This is a genomic window from Prosthecobacter dejongeii (genome assembly GCF_014203045.1).
Taxonomy (GTDB): domain Bacteria; phylum Verrucomicrobiota; class Verrucomicrobiia; order Verrucomicrobiales; family Verrucomicrobiaceae; genus Prosthecobacter; species Prosthecobacter dejongeii.
Genome location: NZ_JACHIF010000006.1, coordinates 125439 through 144334, shown reverse-complemented (window position 1 = coordinate 144334; position 18896 = coordinate 125439). Strand labels below are relative to the sequence as shown.

At 58.6% G+C, this 18896-nt stretch carries 17 protein-coding genes and 1 tRNA gene; 5 read left to right on the top strand and 13 right to left on the bottom strand.

The features are described 5' to 3' along the window. Positions 1 to 174: 174 nt before the first annotated feature. From HNQ64_RS14940 to HNQ64_RS14925, 4 genes are all read right to left on the bottom strand, one after another. Positions 175 to 1083 carry a hypothetical protein gene (locus HNQ64_RS14940; RefSeq protein WP_184209994.1) on the bottom strand — a complete coding sequence of 303 codons (909 nt, stop codon included), beginning with the start codon at positions 1081 to 1083 and terminating at the stop codon, positions 175 to 177. A 314-nt stretch (positions 1084 to 1397) separates the two neighbouring features. Then, positions 1398 to 1658 carry a hypothetical protein gene (locus HNQ64_RS14935; RefSeq protein WP_184209992.1) on the bottom strand — a complete coding sequence of 87 codons (261 nt, stop codon included), beginning with the start codon at positions 1656 to 1658 and terminating at the stop codon, positions 1398 to 1400. A gap of 73 nt (positions 1659 to 1731) precedes the next feature. After that, complete coding sequence (locus HNQ64_RS14930) at positions 1732 to 1932, bottom strand: hypothetical protein (protein WP_184209991.1); 201 nt, start codon at positions 1930 to 1932, stop codon at positions 1732 to 1734. 56 nt (positions 1933 to 1988) lie between these two features. After that, positions 1989 to 2062 (bottom strand) — tRNA-Gln (locus tag HNQ64_RS14925). Between the two features lie 180 nt (positions 2063 to 2242). Here HNQ64_RS14925 and HNQ64_RS14920 point away from each other — a divergent pair. Then, the gene (locus HNQ64_RS14920) at positions 2243 to 3499 is read left to right on the top strand and encodes a CHASE2 domain-containing protein (protein WP_184209989.1); all 1257 of its coding nucleotides are present in this window, start codon (positions 2243 to 2245) and stop codon (positions 3497 to 3499) included. A gap of 438 nt (positions 3500 to 3937) precedes the next feature. Here HNQ64_RS14920 and HNQ64_RS14915 read toward each other — a convergent pair whose 3' ends face one another. Next, the gene (locus HNQ64_RS14915; protein WP_184209987.1) at positions 3938 to 4825 is read right to left on the bottom strand and encodes an AraC family transcriptional regulator; all 888 of its coding nucleotides are present in this window, start codon (positions 4823 to 4825) and stop codon (positions 3938 to 3940) included. A 112-nt stretch (positions 4826 to 4937) separates the two neighbouring features. Here HNQ64_RS14915 and HNQ64_RS14910 point away from each other — a divergent pair, with 112 nt between their 5' ends. Continuing rightward, the gene (locus tag HNQ64_RS14910) at positions 4938 to 5798 is read left to right on the top strand and encodes a phosphoenolpyruvate hydrolase family protein (RefSeq protein ID WP_184209985.1); all 861 of its coding nucleotides are present in this window, start codon (positions 4938 to 4940) and stop codon (positions 5796 to 5798) included. Positions 5799 to 6138: 340 nt separating this feature from the next. Here the strand turns inward: HNQ64_RS14910 and HNQ64_RS14905 are convergent, their stop codons facing one another. From HNQ64_RS14905 to HNQ64_RS14895, 3 genes are all read right to left on the bottom strand, one after another. Next, positions 6139 to 6711: a transposase gene (locus tag HNQ64_RS14905; protein WP_184209983.1), complete on the bottom strand. Its 573-nt coding sequence runs from the start codon at positions 6709 to 6711 to the stop codon at positions 6139 to 6141. 161 nt (positions 6712 to 6872) lie between these two features. Continuing rightward, on the bottom strand, positions 6873 to 8069 hold the full coding sequence (locus HNQ64_RS14900) for a serine hydrolase domain-containing protein (RefSeq protein ID WP_184209981.1): 1197 nt from the start codon (positions 8067 to 8069) through the stop codon (positions 6873 to 6875). Positions 8070 to 8171: 102 nt separating this feature from the next. Next, complete coding sequence (locus tag HNQ64_RS14895) at positions 8172 to 8384, bottom strand: YHS domain-containing protein (protein WP_184209979.1); 213 nt, start codon at positions 8382 to 8384, stop codon at positions 8172 to 8174. A gap of 155 nt (positions 8385 to 8539) precedes the next feature. On the opposite strand from HNQ64_RS14895, the gene HNQ64_RS14890 reads away from it, so the two are divergent. Continuing rightward, positions 8540 to 10702 (top strand): RecQ family ATP-dependent DNA helicase, encoded by a 2163-nt coding sequence (locus HNQ64_RS14890; RefSeq protein WP_343075898.1) that lies wholly within the window; start codon positions 8540 to 8542, stop codon positions 10700 to 10702. Between the two features lie 60 nt (positions 10703 to 10762). On the opposite strand, the gene argS is transcribed toward HNQ64_RS14890, so the two are convergent. The 3 genes from argS to HNQ64_RS14875 form a co-directional block, all read right to left on the bottom strand. Continuing rightward, positions 10763 to 12523, bottom strand: a complete 1761-nt coding sequence (gene argS / locus HNQ64_RS14885) for an arginine--tRNA ligase (protein ID WP_184209978.1) — start codon at positions 12521 to 12523, stop codon at positions 10763 to 10765. Between the two features lie 61 nt (positions 12524 to 12584). Continuing rightward, positions 12585 to 12956, bottom strand: coding sequence for a metallopeptidase family protein (locus HNQ64_RS14880; protein WP_184209976.1), 372 nt, complete (start codon positions 12954 to 12956; stop codon positions 12585 to 12587). Between the two features lie 9 nt (positions 12957 to 12965). Then, entirely contained in the window at positions 12966 to 13433 is a 468-nt protein-coding gene (locus tag HNQ64_RS14875) for a hypothetical protein (RefSeq protein WP_184209974.1), read from the bottom strand. 88 nt (positions 13434 to 13521) lie between these two features. Between HNQ64_RS14875 and HNQ64_RS14870 the strand changes: the two genes are divergently transcribed. Together HNQ64_RS14870 and HNQ64_RS14865 are read left to right on the top strand one after the other, a co-directional pair. Further along, positions 13522 to 13959, top strand: a complete 438-nt coding sequence (locus HNQ64_RS14870; protein WP_184209972.1) for a DUF2452 domain-containing protein — start codon at positions 13522 to 13524, stop codon at positions 13957 to 13959. 87 nt (positions 13960 to 14046) lie between these two features. Then, positions 14047 to 15297 carry a valine--pyruvate transaminase gene (locus HNQ64_RS14865; RefSeq protein WP_184209970.1) on the top strand — a complete coding sequence of 417 codons (1251 nt, stop codon included), beginning with the start codon at positions 14047 to 14049 and terminating at the stop codon, positions 15295 to 15297. Positions 15298 to 15359: 62 nt separating this feature from the next. Here HNQ64_RS14865 and HNQ64_RS14860 read toward each other — a convergent pair whose 3' ends face one another. Beyond that, positions 15360 to 16544 (bottom strand): vanadium-dependent haloperoxidase, encoded by a 1185-nt coding sequence (locus tag HNQ64_RS14860; protein WP_184209968.1) that lies wholly within the window; start codon positions 16542 to 16544, stop codon positions 15360 to 15362. A 4-nt stretch (positions 16545 to 16548) separates the two neighbouring features. Beyond that, entirely contained in the window at positions 16549 to 18888 is a 2340-nt protein-coding gene (locus HNQ64_RS14855) for an Ig-like domain-containing protein (protein WP_184209965.1), read from the bottom strand. Positions 18889 to 18896: the final 8 nt, after the last annotated feature.

Below are 18896 nucleotides of genomic sequence, written 5' to 3'. Positions count from 1 at the left end.
ACCGGCACTTCTCCGCCTAGGGTTCACACGGCCCCACCTGTCGTTTCGGCGCAGCGGCCCAAGCCACAGCCATCAGAGTCAAGCAGATCAGTGGCAAGTACGGCTCCACCAGCGGTTGAAATAGGATCACCCATGGAAAGCTTGGACTGTGGATGCGGGTAATCAGTCAGTGAATCACCGCAGCTTGCGGCTAATAATGTCCAGGGCCTGGGCTGCCTGTCGGGCAGCACCATCACGGCGGGCCTGGGCTGCGGCCTCTGCCTTGGCCTGTCGCTGGGCTTCCCGCCGGTCTTTCGCTTCCTGCTGCATCCGCTGCTGAGCGAGGATTTGCATCTGCATATTGTGCCGCTCCTGTTGCTGCATTTCCAGCGCCTGCTGCCGGGTGGCCTCCGCACGGTTGTGTTCATCTTGCTGGCGCTGCGAATAGGCTTCAAAGGCGGCTTTTTCTGCCTCTCCGCCAAAACCCAGCCAGCCCTTCGTTTCAGGGCCCAGCCGCTCCACCGCCACCCACACCAGCTTGCCGGCCGTCACGTCCGCTGTCACGCTGATCTTGCCATCCCGATACTCGTGCACCTGGCCGCGCCAGGCAGCCCCATCGATCACCATCCGCCCCACCGCATCGGTAAAGGTGATCGGACCCGAGGGCAGCCCATTTCCCACCGGTGCAGGGGCCGGAGTTGGCGCAGCCGCAGGCAGCGCTTCACCCACCGTTTTTCCCGAGTTCATCGCTTCATGCTGCCAGCGTGCCTTGTGCTTCTCAAACACCCGGTCGCAGACCGCTTCCGGCCAGTTCGGCTTTGTCAGCACTTCATCATTCGACTTCTCAGCCCGGCTGATCTCCAGATCCACTAGGTCATTAAAATCATGCGTCTTATCCAGCATGAAAACCGAGTACTTCGCCAGCGCACGCTCCCGGCTGGCATTTTCCTCCTTCACAAAGGCCGCCACACGCGGATCGCTCATATCCACGGCTGGCGGCGTTGTTTGGGCTGTCGGAACCGGATTCCCGGCAGCGTTCGCCGAATTATTTTGTGCCAGAACGACCAACGCCGCAGCGGTGAAGAGAAGAAGCAAGCTTTTCATGCAAGGCCAAGAATCTACAAAAGTTCCTGAAGCGCAAGACTTATGTAGAGCCATAGAAGCACTTGCAAGTTTCCCTCAAAACGCGGTTCAGTGTTTCTCAAAACTTCAATTCCAAATGCTGCTCAGGCGGCAAAGTGGAATAAGTTTGGGTTTTCGTAGTAGTGGTGCCAGGGCCACCGTCACCAGATCATGCCAAGTTTGAATCAGAGGCAGCAATTTCTCAGGCTCGCTAGCGGGATTCATCCACTCCTCCCAACTTTCCTCAGGAAGGATGAGCGGTTGGCGCTCACTCCTAGGAAGACACGCAAAAGGTTTCAGGCGCGGATGGCCAGCCCCCAGTCAGGACTTTCAGTATAGGGTTGCGCCGAAGGTGAGAATCCCATCAACGATTCAATCTCTGCTTGAGCCTTTTGGCTCAGGGTCCGAGTCCGCACCTTGTCCGGCTCCAAGAACTCCTTCCTCAGCTTACTGCGTTGCTGAGGCGTTAGCCCCTGCAACCAAGCATCCAGACGGGCCTGGGCAGCCAGAGCTTCAGGGCATTCGGTTCCATAAATGACAGGATATAGATTTTTCATGAGCGTGAACTGTTTCAGTAAACAGTTCACTTGAACACTGCCAAATCAAACCCGAAAATACTGTTCAGACAAATTACCCCAATCGCCGCAGGATCTCATCATCGTTGATTGGCGCCAGGGTCTCCTGCCCCAAGCCAAAGGTCGTCTCGACCATCGGGTGGTCTTGTGTCCCAGCACCGCTGCCGCCTGGGTCACTGCTCACCACCGCTTTCGCGGTGCGTGGTGTCAGCAGATAGTGAGGCTTTGTGCTGCAACTTGGAGGAAACTTGTTCATCCACAAGACTTGCCCGCAGACACGAAAAAGCCCCGCAAATGCGAGGCTTCTGTGAGTGGCTACCCCTCAAGGACTCGAACCTTGAACAACAGAGTCAGAATCTGTTATGTTACCATTACACCAAGGGGTAGTGAATATGGGACACGCAGTCTGGCAGGGTTTGCGGGGAGTGCAAGCGGAGGTTCTTGAGCAATGACGAATCTCGGGCGTGAGGCGGCGATGACGCTGAAGAGGTGCCGTAGGGACAGCGGGCAGTGGGGTCGGTGGGGAATTGTTCTGGCAGAATCAGTGGGCTCGCCCAAAGTGGGGCATGTTTGTGCGTGTTGTTTTGACTCTCCTCTGCCTGGCGGCCACCGCTGGGTACCTGGACCGTGAACAGAAGGCGGGACGGTTTCACCGGGTGGATGAGCTGTTCCTGGACTTTTTGGTTTCCAATACGCGGGGCCGTTTTGAAAAACCGGAAGGCGGGGGTGACGTGGTGCTGGTGGAGATGCGCGAGCAAGAGCGGGCCGACTATGCGACCTGGCCACCGCCACCGCTGGACTGGCAGACGCTGCTGAAGCAACTGCAGACCTACCAACCCGAGGTGCTGGTGATCGCCACGCCGCTGAATTGGGGGAACCCGACGCCGGACTTTGCCCCGGCGGTGGCGGAGGCCTTGCTGGCCTTTCCCAGTGTGATCTTGGGCATCGAGACTCAGGTGGCAGAAGCGACGAAGACGGACGCGGCTTTTTTGGGTGATCTGGATTCTTTGCTGCCTCACTTCCAGCAGGTGGGGGGCGATCTCAGCCGCGCGCCCCGGCTGGCCAGCCTCATCACCGCACCGGATGCCTCCGTGCGTGCTTCCACGGAGTTGGGGCTGCTTTCCGCGAGCCGTGTGGAGGATGAATGGCGGCTGCCGTATGCGCTGCGGGATCAGGATCGTTTCATTCCCACGGTGCTGGCAGCGGCGCTGGCCCGTCACAGCCGCAGTCCGTACTCGGGGGGGCATCGTCTGCGCCTAGGCCCAGGTGCGGGCGCTTACCTGCAAGGTGGTTTATACGTGCCCCTGGAAATCAGTGGCGAATTTACCGTGCCGGAGGACACCACGGTGCCGGCAGTGAATGCGCTGCATCTGATGGCGGGTAATCTGGTGGATGTGCTGCCGGTAGAGGACAAGGCGGCGCTGGAAAAGGCACGCATCCTGGTGGTGGGCACCACCCAGGCCGAGGCCCCAGGTGCGCCCGCTTCCCTGCCGACGCTGTATGCCCGTGCACTGAATCGCCTGCTGGCCCTGCCACGGCTGCGGGTGCTGACCGAGATGGAACAGTGGATTGCCTGGGGCATCGCGGGGGCTGCGGCCTTGTGGATCGTGCTGCGGGTGCGGCGAGTGCGCGCCTTCCGGGCGGGCCTGGGCCTCATCTTTGCGGCGCTGGTGGTGAGTTACCTTTGCTTTCAGTCGAACCTCCTATGGTGCCCACCTGCCCTGCCCACCGCCTTGATCGCCGTGGGGATGATCTTGGGGCGGTTCCTCGGGAAAAAGGAAACGGTGGTGACTGAGGAAACTGCGCCGCCGGCTGCCGCCTAAAGCCTATTAAATCCTGGTGTAACCCGCCCTAAAGATCGCACCCCCGAATGGCGAAGGATGGATGGGGCACCTTCATTTTCAAGGCTCTCGAAGTCTTTAGCCAACGATGGCGAAAAGATGTCCTCCCTCTCCCCGCTTGCGGGGAGAGGGAGGGCATTTCGGGAGTTCGGGAGGGTGGGGGCGGACGGGGATTTCTCGCGCCCCTCCAGGGCGCCTCGTTTGCGGGATCGTTTGTTATTCGGTCAACCGGGGGTTCTCGGTGCTGCGCACCTTCACCCCCGGCTACTTTCCATCGCCCCTCCGGGGCGGGGGAACGCGTTTTTGAGAGCTCAATATTGAAGAGCGAACGAGGTGTGAACTGCCCAGAAATTCACCTGCACAGACGGGCTACATCCTTTTTAACAACCTAACGAAAAGTGCGTCAATCAGGAGGCGAAGTCACATCGCCATCTTGGACCGATGTTCGCTGGGCCGCCAGCCGATCCATTTTTTGAAGGTGTTGCTAAAAACAAAGGGGTTTTGGTAACCCACGGTGTGAGCCACGGTTTCCACCTTCAGGTTCGTGGTGGAAAGGAGCTCGCAGGCTTTGCGCATGCGCAGCCAGGTGACGTGGTGCATGGGCGTGCGGCCCAGGGCGCGGCGGCAGAGACGGCGCAGGTGCTCAGCACTGACGTGGGCTTGATGCGCGAGCTCATCCAGCGTCCAGTCACGACCGACATCCGCCGCCACCAGTTCCCACACGCGCCAGAGGCGATCATCCTGCTGCCAGGGCTGGGCAAAGCGCTCGACATAACTTTGAATGAGCTCCACCCAATGAAACATGGCCGCAGGTTTAGGATCGTGACCGCTTTCATCAATCAAACCCTCGATGGCGCTCCACAGGGCCTGGCCATGAAAGGCGGCCATCTGCGGAGAGCTGCTGCTGAGGATGGGTTTTTGCTCAGGCTGCTGCTCATACCGCACCCAGCAGCAGCGCCAGTCTTTGCCCTTCACGGCCTCAAAGGCGTTCACCATGAAGGGCGGCAGCGCCACAGCCATGCCGGCACTGCATTTCTGCCAGCGGCCATCCACCAGCACACGCCCCTCCCCTGCCACACAGGCCAGGAAATACAGCCCGCCCTGATGCATGCGCACGATGCGGTAGGGAGCCCGGGCCGTCATGACTCCCGCATGGGCAATGCGATGCGTCTTCAGCGTGCCGCAAACCGGGGCCCCGCGCAGCCAGGCGCGGTTGTCTGCCTCCGTGGCCCGCACCACGCGAAATTCCGTATCGGCCCCGTGGGTGTGCGTTTCGGATAGTTCGAGGATGGAAGAAGCTGCGTGCATTGAGGAAGGTTTGCAGTTGTGTACGCTTGCAGGTGCTTCGCACGTTTGCTGGCGTTATCAAACAACGGCAACCCACAGCCACCTATCACAAACAACCGCCAACTTTCTCTTTATGCCTAATCCCTGGACCGGAACCGGAAATCCCTACACCAAGCAGGAAGTCGTGGATCGTCTCAAGGCGACGCTGGCTAAAGGTGAGCCCATCATCGCTGCCGGTGCTGGTACAGGCATCAGCGCCAAGTTCATCGAAAAAGGCGGTGCCGACCTCATCATCATCTACAACAGCGGCCGCTTCCGCATGATGGGCCACGGCAGCACCTGCGGGCTCATGGCTTATGGAGATGCCAATGCCATCGCCATGGAAATCGGCGAATACGAAGTGCTGCCCGTGGTCAAAGAGATCCCGGTCATCTGCGGTGTGCATGCCACAGACCCACGACGCCGCATGTGGCATTGGTTAGGCCGCGTGAAGGAAATGGGCTTTTCCGGCGTCAATAACTTCCCCACCCACACCATTGTGGATGGTCACTTCCGCGGAGTGCTGGAAGAGACCGGGATGAGCGTGCAGAAAGAATTTGAAATGGTGGGTCTGGCCACGCGCATGGATCTCTTCAGCATCGTCTATGTGGCCACCCCGGAAGAAGCCATCGAGATGGCCAAGAACGGAGCCGATGCCATCATCGCCCACGTGGGCACCACCGTGGGTGGCAGCATCGGCGTGACCAATGCCGTGGTGAGCTGGGACCACACCGTCAAGGTGACTCAAGACATCATTGATGCCGCGAAGAGCGTGAACCCGAACGTCTTCACCCTCACCCATGGCGGGCCGATCAATACGCCCAAGGACGTTGAATTAATCCTCAGCAAAACCACGGCTGATGGCTTCGTGGGTGCTAGCAGCCTGGAGCGCATGGGCGTGGAAGATTCACTCACCACCCTTACACGCGAGTTTAAAAAAGTGACTCGCGGATAGCGGCCTTCGCCTTCGCACATCTTCTTCGCATTGTAGTCCCGGCTTTAGCCGGTTCATCCAGATTCCGGCTGAAGCCGGGACTATAATGCACGGAACCGCAGGCGCGGATCTACCTCGGAGAAATGTTCAGAACCTAGATTTCATCCCAGCCTTTATAGGTCCTAGCCGTCGACCCGTGATTTTAAAAAAGTGACTCGCGGATAGCAGTCTTCGGCTTCGCACATCTTCTTCGCATTGTAGTCCCGGCTTTAGCCGGTTCATCCCAGAATTCCGGCTGAAGCCGGGACTACAATGCACGGAAGCCGCAGGCGCGGATCTACATCGGAGGAATGTTTAGAACCTAGATTTCATCCCAGCCTTTGCCGTACTCTCCCAAAGGATAAGTGCGCCAAAGCCGCTGAGCTTCTTCTCTGCCGACCGCTTGAAGATAGTCGTGAGCACTGGACCAGGGCCATTCCGACCACTGAGTGGCGTATCCATGCTTCACGGGATTGTGATGGATGTAGTTCAAAGTCGCCCAAACATGACTCTCACTCCTCATCGAGCGATCCGTGGCCCGATGCCAGCACTGTCGCCCCAGCATATTCTCCTCCAGATTCCACCCTCGTGAAGTGCGCCCATGCAACCGCCCCAAGCGAGACATGATCTCGCGCAAGTCCACTACAGTCGCGAGCACATGATAATGGTTGGGTAATAGACACCACGCATGGATCACCGCTTGTTGGTCTAAAAAGGCCTCATGCAAGAGCGCGACAAAATCGTCCAGGCGTTGCTGGGAATAACCTAAAATGCAGGCATGTTCATAACAGGCTCCGGTGATAAGATATTGATCTGTCTGCTGCCCTTCATAATGGGGAGGACCATGCCAAGGCCGTCGATGCAACTGACGATGAGCTAGGACCTGCTCACGCATTTCTAGATTCCACTTACGCCAAGCGTACAAGACGGATTTCCTCGTGGGCTAAGATTTAAAACAGATGCGCGATGCAGTCTCTTCGCACTGTAGTCCCGGCTTTAGCCGGTTCATCCAGATTCCGGCTGAAGCCGGGACTACAATGCACGGAATCTAAAGTCTCACTTGAGCAGCCCGGTCGCTGCTTCTTGAAAGGCTTTGCGCATGGGGGAGGCATCGCCATTGGCGAGGCCTGCGCGTTGGATGAGAAGGATGTGAACGGTCTTTTTCACGGGGTCGATCCAGCCCTGGGTGCCATGGGCGCCGCCATGGCCGTAAGTGCCGGGGCTGAGCATCGCCGTTACGTCCATGGGCTTGACCACCACCTGGAAACCAAGGCCCATGCCCATGCCATCGGTAAAACCAGCTTTGAGATCGCCCGTGTGGTTTTGCGTCATGAGTTTCAGCGTCGCATCAGAAAGGTAACGCTTGCCGTTAGACTCGCCGCCATTCAGCAACATGGAATAGAGCTGATACAGATCCTCAGCCGTAGAAAACAAACCGCCAGCGGCCAAAGGCGTGCGTTTGTGATTGGAGAAAGGCGGAGTCAGGTACTTGATCGTCGCCACTTCCAGGCCTTTGCCATCGGCGGTGGGTTTGTAAGAGGTGGCCAGTTTAGCCATGTCTTTTTCCTTGGGCCAAAAGGTGGTGCTTTTCATGCCCAGAGGTTTGAACAAACGCTTGTCCAAAAACTTCGCGTACTCGTCTCCACTCACCACTTCGATGACGCGGCCTAGGGTATTGATGCCAGGATTGCAGTAGGACCATTTGCTGCCGGGCTCGAATTGCAGTGGGCTCAGCGCGTAGGTGATCACGGCCTCCTTCAGGCTCAGCACATCAATGGCATCCTTGTCCAAAGGCGAGTTGCCCACCAGACCACTGGTGTGGGTGAGCAGGTCTTTGATCGTGATGGGCCGCACAGGCTTCACCAGCACAGATTGTGATTCGGTCTTTTCCTTCAGCAGCATCTGTCCTTTGAACTCAGGCAGATACTTCGCCACAGGATCTTCGATGTTCAGCTTCCCCTCTTCCTGCAGCATCATCACGGCCATGGCGGTGATCGGCTTCGTCATGGAGGCGATCCAAAACAGGCTGTCTTTCGCCATCGGCGTGCGGCTTTCCAGGTCCTGCAAACCGGTGGCCTCAAAGCTGAGGATCTTCCCCTCCTGCGCCACCAGCGTCACGGCTCCAGAGAGCTGCGATTGATCCATGAAAGGCTGCAACGCGGCCTGGATGGGGGCCGATTTCACAGGAGTCTCCGCAGGCGCGACCAGCGAAAGAGACAGAAGAAGGCAAAGCAACGAAGGCAGCAATTTCATAAGCAGGCAGCCAAGGTGGGCAAAAAAAGGTTAAGTGTCGAGCCCACAAAAAAGCGGTGCCTGTTTCCAGACACCGCTTGGGGAAAACCTGAGGGGTCAGGCTTACTTGATGGCCTTTTCGTATTTGGCTGGATCGGCCTCGAATTTTTCTTTGCAGCCTTTGCAGCAAAAGCCGATTTCCTTGCCCTTGTGGGTGGTGGTGAGGGTGGCCTTCACAGGCTTGCCTTCTTTCACCGGGCATTCGATATTGACTGGGGCCGCAGCGGCAAAGCTGGCGATCGCACTGAGGGCGAGGACGGAGAACAGAGTTTTCATGAGATGGAGCGCTAGTTGATTGAACCAATGGTACACCGGACCAAAAGCGACCCAGTGACACACATACTGTACGTAGGCGCAGGCGACTTCTCGTCGTTAAATTTACGCGATCCGATGGACAAAGCCGCCGTCCCTTGCAAGGGAGTAACTGCCCAGTGACCGAAACCGACTCCATCGCCACATCCACCCCCATTCACGATGCCCGCGAGGCTTTGCGGAAGTATTTTGGCTTTCGTGAGTTCCTCGACGGCCAGGAAACGGTGATGGCGAACATCCTCAGCGGGCGGGACACGATGGTCATCATGCCCACGGGCGGCGGTAAGTCCCTCTGCTATCAACTCCCCGCCATGGTCATGGAGGGCGTCACCATCGTGGTCAGCCCACTCATCGCTCTGATGAAGGATCAGGTGGATGCCCTGGAGCGGCGTGGCATTCCTGCCACCGTCATCAACAGCACCCTTTCCCCGAGCGAGCAGCAAGTGCGCATCGCCGCCCTTCGTCGGGGGGAATATCGCTTGGTCTATGTGGCACCGGAGCGCTTCCGCAGCCGGATGTTTCTGAATACCATGCGGCAGGTGGAGATCGCCCTTTTTGCCGTGGATGAGGCGCACTGTCTCTCACAGTGGGGGCATGATTTCCGGCCAGATTACTTTCGGTTAGGCGAAGCGCTGGAGGCCCTGGGCCGCCCGCAGGTGGTGGCCCTCACCGCGACTGCCACTCCGGAGGTGCGCGAGGACATTCGCCGCGTGCTGGACCTGCGAGATCCCTTCATCACCATCCGGGGTTTTGAGCGGCCTAATCTCAGCCTCAACGTCACCCACACCAAAAAGGGCGATGACAAATACACCCGGCTGAAAAAGATCATCCAGGACTACAAGACGGGCATCATTTACTGCTCCACACGCAAGCGGGTGGAAGAAGTGGGCGATGCCCTGCGAGAGTTCGGCATCCGCGCCATCCAGTACCATGGCGGTCTGGATGACAAGGAGCGCGAGGATCGGCAGAACAAGTTCATCTCCAAAAAGCACGACATCGCCGTGGCGACGAATGCCTTTGGCATGGGCATTGACCGCTCCGATGTGCGCTTCGTGGTCCACTACGACATTCCCGGCAGTGTGGAGGCCTATTACCAGGAAGCAGGCCGTGCGGGACGTGATGGCGAGCCCTCCCACTGCGAGCTTTTTTTCAACTTTGCCGATACCAAAACCCAGGACTTTTTCATCGAGGGAAACAACCCCAGCCTGGAGACCCTGCAAAGCGTCTATCAAGCCCTGCTGAATGCGTCTAACCAACAGCATGAAGTCGAACTGAGCATTGACGACATCACGGACCGCGCCGGCGTGAAGAACGGCATGGCCGTTGGCTCGGCTCTCAGCCACCTAGGCCGTGCGGGCTACATCGAACGCTTCGACATCCCAGGCAAACGCATCCGTGGCACCCGCCTGCTACAGCCGGAGGTGATGACGCGGAGCCTGAAATTCGACGTGGACGCGCTGCGCGAAAAGGAACGCCGAGACCGCTCCAAACTGAAGTCCATGGTGGATCTCTGCTACGATGAGCAGCGCTGCCGTCAGGAGCAAATCCTGGCCTACTTTGGCGAGACCGAAAGCCAGCCCTGCGGCACCTGCGACATCTGCCGCCGCAGCGGCGTGCAGGTGCCCCGCGATGGCAACGCGGCTGAGGTGATGATGCTACGCCAGGCCCTCAGCGGCATCGCCCGCATGTCCACCCGCCTAACGGACGGCACTTGGGAAGGCCGCTATGGCAAAGGCCGCATCATCCAGATGCTGGTGGGCAGCAAGTCGAAGGAAATCGTGGATGCGGGTCTGGATCAACTGACCACCTACGGCCTGCTGAAGGCTGTGGGGTCCAATGCACTGCACCCGCTGTTTGCCGAAATGGAAAAGCAGGGCCTCATCGAAACCACCACGGGAGAATACCCCCTGGTCACCCTCACCGCAAAAGGTGCGGACGTGATGAAAAAAGGCGCCAATGTGCGCATGATGTGGCCGAACACGGAACCCAAGGTGGAGCAACCGCTGAAACCTGGGGCGAAACTCACGCCAGCGGAGATCTCCACCCGCGAGTTGGGTTTTGACGACGCGCTTTTTGAAAAGCTGAAACGCCACCGCAACGTCCTGGCCATGGCCGAGGGCGTGCCCGCCTACCTCATCTTCAGCAACCAGACCCTGGAGTTCCTCACCCGCCTGAAACCCACGTCCGTGGAGGCCGGATTAAAGATCCGCGGCGTCGGTGATAAGAAAGCCCACACCTACCTGCCCGAGTTCATCCAGGTGATCAAAAAACACGGGGCGTAGAAGCGACGCCCCCCGTCGCTTTGCCTCCGGTGCCAGCGGCGCCCTCGCCGCTTTCCCCCATCACATCCGCTCCGTCGTCTGGATCCCCAGCAAACCGAGCCCGGTCTTCAGCACCCGACTCGTCGCCTCACACAAAGTGAGACGCGTATTGCGAACGACGCCCGTGCTGTTCAGCACGTGACAGGCTTCGTAAAAGCTGTGGTACGTATTGGCCAGTTCATACAAGTAGTTAGCCAGCGTATTCGGGCGGTGATCCACCAGCACATCATGGGTCGCCTCAGCGAACTGGGCCAGCTTCATCGCCAGGGCGATTTCGGCAGGCTCAGTGAGTGCGATCTCAGGCGTCAGCGTGACAGCACTGCCCTCCAGCTTGCGGAAGATGGAGCGCGTACGCACATAGGCATTGATGAGGTAAGGCGCAGTATTGCCCTGCAAAGACAGCATCTTATCCCAGCTAAATTTATAATCGGTGAGACGATTCTGGCTCAGCTCGGCATACTTGACGGAGCCGCTGCCGATGATGCGGGCGATCTCGTCCTTCTCCGCATCGGAGAGGCCTTGATCTTTCTCTTCAGCCGCCGCGCGAGCACGCTCAATTGCTTCCTCGATGACTTCGAGGAGGCCCACGGTTTCACCACTGCGGGTTTTGAACATCTTGCCATCCGGTCCCAGGATGCTGCCAAAGGCGATGTGGGTCATCGCAGTGCTGTGGCCCATGCGTTTAGCGGCGGCGAAGACCTGACGGAAGTGAAGCTGCTGCGGCGCACCCACCACATACCAGATTTCATCCGCCTGCCACTCCTGGACACGGTAGTTGATGGTGGCGAGGTCGGTGGTGCCATAGAGGAAACCGCCATCGGACTTCTGAATGATAAGCGGAAGCTGCACCCACTCCTTCGTCTCACGGTCACGCGTCATGAAGGGATCATCCTCCACGGCCGCCGTGCCTTCGCTGAAGATCACCGCCGCGCCTTCGCTCAAAACGGCAATGCCGCGAGAGAGCAAATCCGTCACCAAAGGTCCTAACGCGTCGTTGTAGAAACTTTCGCCCAGGTAATGATCAAACTCGATGTCCAGGGTGCCATACACCTCTTCCAACTGCACGAGGGTGAGCCGCACGCATTCTTTCCAGATGGCCAGGTTTTCCTCGTCGCCCTGCTGCAGTTTCACCAGCTCCGTTTTGCACAGGGTCAGCACGGACTCGTCATCCTTGGTCTTCTGGTTGATGAGTTTGTAGGTGCGCACCAGTTCCTGAATGGGGTGCTTTTTCAGCGCCTCATGGTCGAGCTGAGTCTTCCAGCCGTGAATGATCATGCCAAACTGGGTGCCCCAGTCGCCCACGTGATTGTCCGTGATGACCTTGTGCCCAACGAAACGAGAGACACGGGCCAGGCAGTCACCGATGAAGGTGCTGCGGATGTGCCCCACGTGCATGGGCTTGGCGATGTTCGGCGCGCTGAAATCAATGACGATGGTCTTGGGCTGCGCCACCTGCACGACATCGCAAGACGTACCCGTGGTGATGGCCTGTACCTTGGCCGAAAGCGCGGCGGGGCTGATGCGGAAGTTCAGGAAGCCTGGCCCGGCGATACTCACCTCACTGCACAGTTCATCGGCTGAAAAGGCGGCCTTGATCTGCTCAGCCAGGGCACGCGGATTGGTCTTCAGTTGCTTGGCCAGCGTCATGGCCGCATTGCTCTGGTAGTCACCAAATCGGGTGTCTGAGGCGAGTTCCACCGAGACGGGGAAACCCTCTGGCAAAACAATGCCAGCGGCGGTGAAAGCAGCCTGGAGACGATCGGTAAGAGCAGCGCGAAACATGGGGTGGTGAAGATACTGACTTCTGGAAAAAGTCGAACGCGGATTGCATATTGCCGTGACTTCAGGCCAGCCCCAAGGCCGCCACCTGCGCTTCATCAAAGCCGAGGTAATGCCCCAGTTCATGCAGCAGGGTCACGCGCACTTCTTCCCGATACAGCTCCGGATTGCCGCCGGTGTAGTCCCAGAGGTTGTCCAGAAAGAGACGGATGCGTGGCAATTGCCCAGGAAATTCAGGTTCAGGGTCGGCCCGCGAGTTCCCTTCAAACAGACCCAGGATGTCATCCTCAATGACTTCTCCCGCAGCCAGGCAGTCCGCCATGAAAACGGGCTCGATCACACAGCCCGCAGCGGCCTCGCGGATATCCTCCGGCAGGCCACGCAGAGTTTGGCGCACCTCTGCCGCAGCCAGCGTTGCCAGTCGGTCATCCGTCATAGCGACCTGTTAGGGATTGTCATACATCGTACCGGGATTGCGGCCCCCAGCACCGCCGCCGCTGGACATGTCCCGGACGAGATTTCCCAGGGCCTGACTGCCGATGCCGTTCTGGCGAGTGGAGTTATACACGGATCCTTGCAGGGAACCGACGCCGGGAGGCGTATTGATCTGGGGACTGTCTGGCGTAGGGATGGCATTTGCCTTCATCTCACTCTGCACCAGGGCGTGACGACTCCAGGCCATGGTATCCACGCGGTTTTGCACCCGCTGATCCAGCCGTGCTTTGGAGATCTGGTAACCTTCCGCATCCAGAGCCCCGCTGCGACGCTGATCCTCTAACAGCACGTATTCCTGTCTGTATTCCGCCCGTATTTTTTGTTCCAATTCATCCAGCTTTTCAGCCGTGGGCATGCTGGAAACGCAGGCACTCAAAGAGGCTGCGAGGCTGAGAAGGAAGACGTGACGCAGACGCATGAGTGCACGCTAATGGCCCCAGAGATGCTTTTCAATCCAAACCGCAAACGCCCGGCTGGCGTAATGCAAGGTCACCACTCCCGAATCCATGGCCCACGACCCGATCGAAACCGACCTCGCGCAGACCGCCCCACGCGGAAATTTCCTGCATTATCCCACCTCTCGTCTGGGGGCCAAGATCATCCCGCAGGATCTCACCAACTTTAAAAGCCGAGGCGTGTCCCGGGTAGAAAGAGAACTGCAGCAAGAGCTCATCGAACTGCGAGAAAAATATCTTCAGGTGATTGATTCCTTCAATTGGAACAAATTGATCTATGAAGCTCACTTCGGTTTCGAGCCGGTGATCGGCGAAGTCTATCACCTCTACGCGGTAGAAGGAAAACACCATCTGAGCATGATCGAGCCTGAATCCTGGCATCAAAAATGGATCGGTACTTTTCGCCTGAATGCCGATGGCCGTTGGCAGTTGGAAAAGGTGGCGGATGACTTTGACCTGCGCGGCTGGATCAGCACGCATGTGGAGTAAAGAAAGGGAGAATGAAGGGGTGACGAAAGCGTGATGCTGTGGTGTGCTAGCTTAGCATCTTCACTTCCCTAACCCCACCCCTTTCCCATGTTTAACTTCTCCTCCATCGGCCAGCGGCTCTCCGGGCCCTGCGGCATTCAAGAACTGATGGATGACCTGGGGGAGGCGCTTTCCATCACTCCAGACATGCGCATGCTGGGCGGCGGGCAGCCTGCGGCGATTCCAGCAGTGCAGGCTCTGTGGCGTGAGCAGATGCAGGCCATGCTGGCTGACGGCAGCCTGGACCGCACCCTGCTGAATTACGACCCACCTGGGGGCAATCCTCTCTTCCGTGAAGTCTTCGCCACCTTTCTCAAACGCGAATGCGGCTGGGACGTGACGAAAGAAAACATCGCCGTCATGCCCAGCAGCCAGAGCGCTTTTTTCCTGCTCTTTAACCTCCTGGCTGGAGACACACCGACCGGAAAAAAGCGCATCCTCTTTCCTCTGCTGCCAGACTACATCGGCTATGCGAACCAGGCCCTGACCGAAGGCCAGTTCATCGCTTATCGTCCCATCATCAGCCCCCAGGGCGAGCGTGAGTTTAAATACCACGTGGATTTTGAGCAGCTCAAAATCACCCCGGACATCGCGGCGATGTGCGTCTCCTGCCCGACGAACCCCACGGGCAATGTGCTGACGGAGGCCGAGTTTAACCAATTGCGTGATCTCGCCCGGCATCACGGCATCCCGCTGATGATTGACAATGCCTACGGTCATCCTTTCCCCGATGTGATCCATGGCAGCTTCCGGCCCAAATGGGAGCCGGGCATGATCTTCAGCATCAGCCTGTCAAAAGTAGGCCTGCCCGGCGTGCGCACCTCCGTGGTGGTGGCAGATCCGGCCATCGTCAAAGCTCTGTCCAACATGAACGCCATCGTCTCTCTGGCGAATGGCAATGTGGGCCAGGCCCTGCTGGGGCCGCTTCTGAAAGATGACACCCTGCTGCGCCTGGGCCGCGAAGTCATCCGCCCGTTTTACAAAGAACGCTCCGACTTTGCCAAAGCCACCCTGACTCAGGCCCTGGGCGATAACCTGCCCTGGGCACTCCATGCGCAGGAAGGGGCCTTCTTCCTATGGCTTTGGCTCAAGGACCTGCCCATCACAGCCGCAGAACTCTACCGCCGTCTGAAAGCGCGCAAGGTGCTCGTGATTCCTGGCCACTACTTTGCCTTTGGCCTGGATGAAGCCTGGAAACACCCGCACGAGTGCCTGCGCCTCACGTACAGTCAACCCGCCCACATCGTGCAGGAAGCTCTGGAAATCCTCGCGGACGAAGTCCGGCAAGCGTACGCCTAACCATCATTACTTCTTCGGCATAACCAGAGCAAGACGTAGCTCTGGCATCAGATTCGGTCACCTTATTCCTTGAAGGTCTTCAGCACCTTTTCAGCGATGTTACGCCCCAGCTTCAGTCCTTCGCGACCGGCGGCAGGGTAATGGATGCCGCCGTAGATGCGGCTCTGGGCGATCTCCTCCGCACAGGCCTGGAAGGAAGTGAAGCGGCGGCGGGTGTCCTTCACGTCATCACTAGAAGCTTCAAAGCTAATGTTCTCGCGGCCAAAAAAATGCTCCATGATGGTGGCTGCCGCACCGCTGATGCCGGAGTGGCCGCTGACATATTCTGGATGCGGCGGCGTGCGCAGCAGCGGCTCCCAGTTTTTATCGGCCACCGTCGCTTCATTGCCATCTTCATCCGCTCGGCGGATGGCGGTGACAGGCCGCCAGAAGTTGTAGTGGTACTTGGTGTCCCAGATGGTGATGCAGGTATCGGCCAGGGCCAGATTGAGCGTGGCAAAGATGCGTGCGGTTTCTGCCACATTCAGCTTTTTGGTTAACGACACTTCACGCGCGATCTCATTCCAGTGGCCGGGAGGGGAGCTGGTGTAGCTGAAGTCGGCCCAGAACTTGGCGATGAGGGTCTGCTCGGCGGTGCGTTTGCTGCTCACTTTACCGCCCAGATCTTTGAGAAGATTCACCTCCTCCGCATAGGCGGCACTGTCCAGGGCCGGGGGAGCGGCCGCACGGAACTCCGCGACGTCTCCCACCATGAAGGGCTTCACCTTGCCCCAGTGGGGGAACTCTGGGGGACGAAAGTTAGGCGGGGTGCGCCGCCACTGGCCGGGTTTGTCACTCGGCACGTAGTGAACCGTGGTCGCGCTGCCATCGTTCTCACGCTCTGCAAAGGTTCGCTGCACCGCCTCGGCCACGAGGCTGCGGCAGGCATCGGAGATTTGGCCCTCGGGCTTCTTGGCTTCCACCTGCTCCGCCATTTTTTCTTGAGAAGGGAAAAAGCGCAGGAAGACCGCCCGGGCTGCATGGTGCGCGGCCTGACACTGCATGGGCTCATCCATCCCAGTTTTGATCGCGCTCTGCACGGCACGATGGATAGCAAGATGGAAGATGGGCAGATTTCTGGACACGAGACAGGGCGGCGGCGTCTCCTTCCGTACTGCCTGGAGGAAGACATAGTTCCAGTCCTGGATGATCTCCGAACCATGCACAGAGGCCACACACAGCAGCAGGAATAACAAAAAGCGTTTCATCTTTTCAATCTCCGAAATTGGCCTGCAAGGTGGTGCCTTCCTTCATCAGGATGGTGATGTTCAGCGAAGAAGAAGTGACGCTGCCCGTCCAGCCCAGGAAGCGTTTCTTTGCATTGGGTTTGGCACTGAGGGTGACCAGTTTACCCACGTCGCGCTCGGTGCTGCCTTCAAAGCCCTTCGTCACCGTGCCAGGTCCGCTCACGGTCACAGCCAAGGCACTTTTCAGCGGCGTCCAGAACTGCGTCGTCACCACCTCGCTCTCATGGCCCACCGTATCCACAGCCTTCACATGGATGATGTAGAGGCCGCCTTCGCCATCGGGCACGGGGATATTAAAATTCCAAGAGGTGGTGCCTGTGGCAGTGGCAGGTGCGGAGAGTTCTCCATCATGCAAAATTTGGTAGGTCACGCTGGAGATGCCTTGCTTATCTGCGGCTGTGCCACTGACGCTCACGCTTCCCCCTGTCACGCTGGCGAGCGTGGCATTGGCTTTCGGCGAGACAATTTTCACCACCGGAAGAGGAGCTGTGCCAATGGGGCCAGCAAAGGTGTTGGAAAACATTTCGTTAGCGGCCAAAGAAACATCCCCACCATGAGTGCCTGCCAGGAAGTAGCCGCCAAAGAGCTGTTGCTTTTGCAATACAACGCCCTGGTATTTGACACTTTTTTGCGTGTCTGGATGGAAGAAGGCACCGGAGAACAGACCCGTGGCTGCTACAGGGAGCACGGTGGGCCGCAGCGCATCCTGCAAAGGCACCAGAGCCTTATTACTGGCCAGAAAGGTGGTGCGATTTTCCACCGGCCCCAGGAGACCACCCTCACTGAGAAATAGGGAGGCATTGCTGCCCAGATTTGCCAGCGGGATCAGTCGCTGATTGGCCTGCGGTTTCACAAATAGGCTGCCCACAGCATCCACTGTTGTTTGAAAGCCGGGTTTAAACAGCAGCGCCTTCGCATCCACAGGACGCAGCCAAGTGAGCAGGCCATCCACGTCACTGATCTCTGTGATGGGATCAAACATCATCTCACCGAGGATGACGCCCTGAGCTTTATAAAGCGAGGCATAGAGCGGCCAAGCCCCATCTTTGGAGACCATGCTAGAGGCGGTGATCTTGGTGCCATCGGCAAGGTTCAGCGTGGCGCTCACCGTGCCTGCGGGAGTGACGGTGGCGGTGGCAAAGCCAGTACCGCGCGGGGCACCCTGGATCAGGGCATCTTCAGCAGTCGGCAGCAGCACTGTGTAGCTACCACGCTGGATGGCAGGCAGGGTCTTGGCATTCCAGACGAGGCGATCCGCCACAAACTCCGACTCGAAGGTGTTTCCGGTAAAGGCATTGTTCACGAAGGAACCATCGGCCACACGGCCATGGATTTGATCCACCTGCGCATCACTGGAATGGGCCAGCACGACAGTGAGCGGTGTGATGCCTTTGCCCCGCACGATGGAGACGGTGGCATTGCCCGAGGCATCAAACTGCCCCTTGCCGGAAAGGGTCTTGCCACCCATGAGCAGCTTGAGCGTGAAGGCCCCCTTCACCGTTGAGGTCATGCTGACGTAGCCTTCTTGATCGAAGTTGAACGCAGGCGCGCGCACCAGGCCCGCGTAGGTGCCCAAAACGGGCCCGTCATAGGTGCCCACGTGGGTGACGATGATGGGGATGGTGCGGGTGGAGGATTGCAGACCATTTTCATCATAGGCCACGGCACGGATCTCATAGGGCCCAGAGGTTTCGGGTTCCCAGAAGAACTTGAAGTTAGGCCCTTCCCCTTCCCCCAGCAGCACACCGCCCACGTAGTACTCCACGTAACTGATCTCACTGTCCGTGGCACTGGCGGTGGATGTCAGCTCAATGCCCAGACGACCATTCACCTTCTGCCCATCGCGCAGGCCCGTGAGCCGCACACGCGGCAGGATGCCTGCCGTCACTGCATTGCCCCCCTGGCCCGCGACGATGAGATCGGTAAGCAGGATGGGATCATTGGAGACCACGCCATTCTTCGCCGTCAGTGGCACGGCAAAAAGCACGTTGCCGCCCATTGCCTGGCTGTTGCGGTGATACACCACCACGCGCATGCGGCCCGGCGAGATCTCGGCGGATTCCACCTTCACTCCGGCAGGCTGCAGCACAGCCTCGGCATCGCTAACGGTGTAGAGGGAAGCATTGAACTGCACATCGGCCTGAAGGGCCACCACGCTATCCGGCAGCGTCGAGGTGAGGGTGATAGGCACGCGGCTGTTTTTGGCCCCGGCAGGTTCCGGCTCCAGGATGCCGACTGAGGTGGCGGCCTGAAGCCCCACAAAAGACGAGGCGATGACGCCGAGAAACAATAAGACAGATTTCATGACGACAA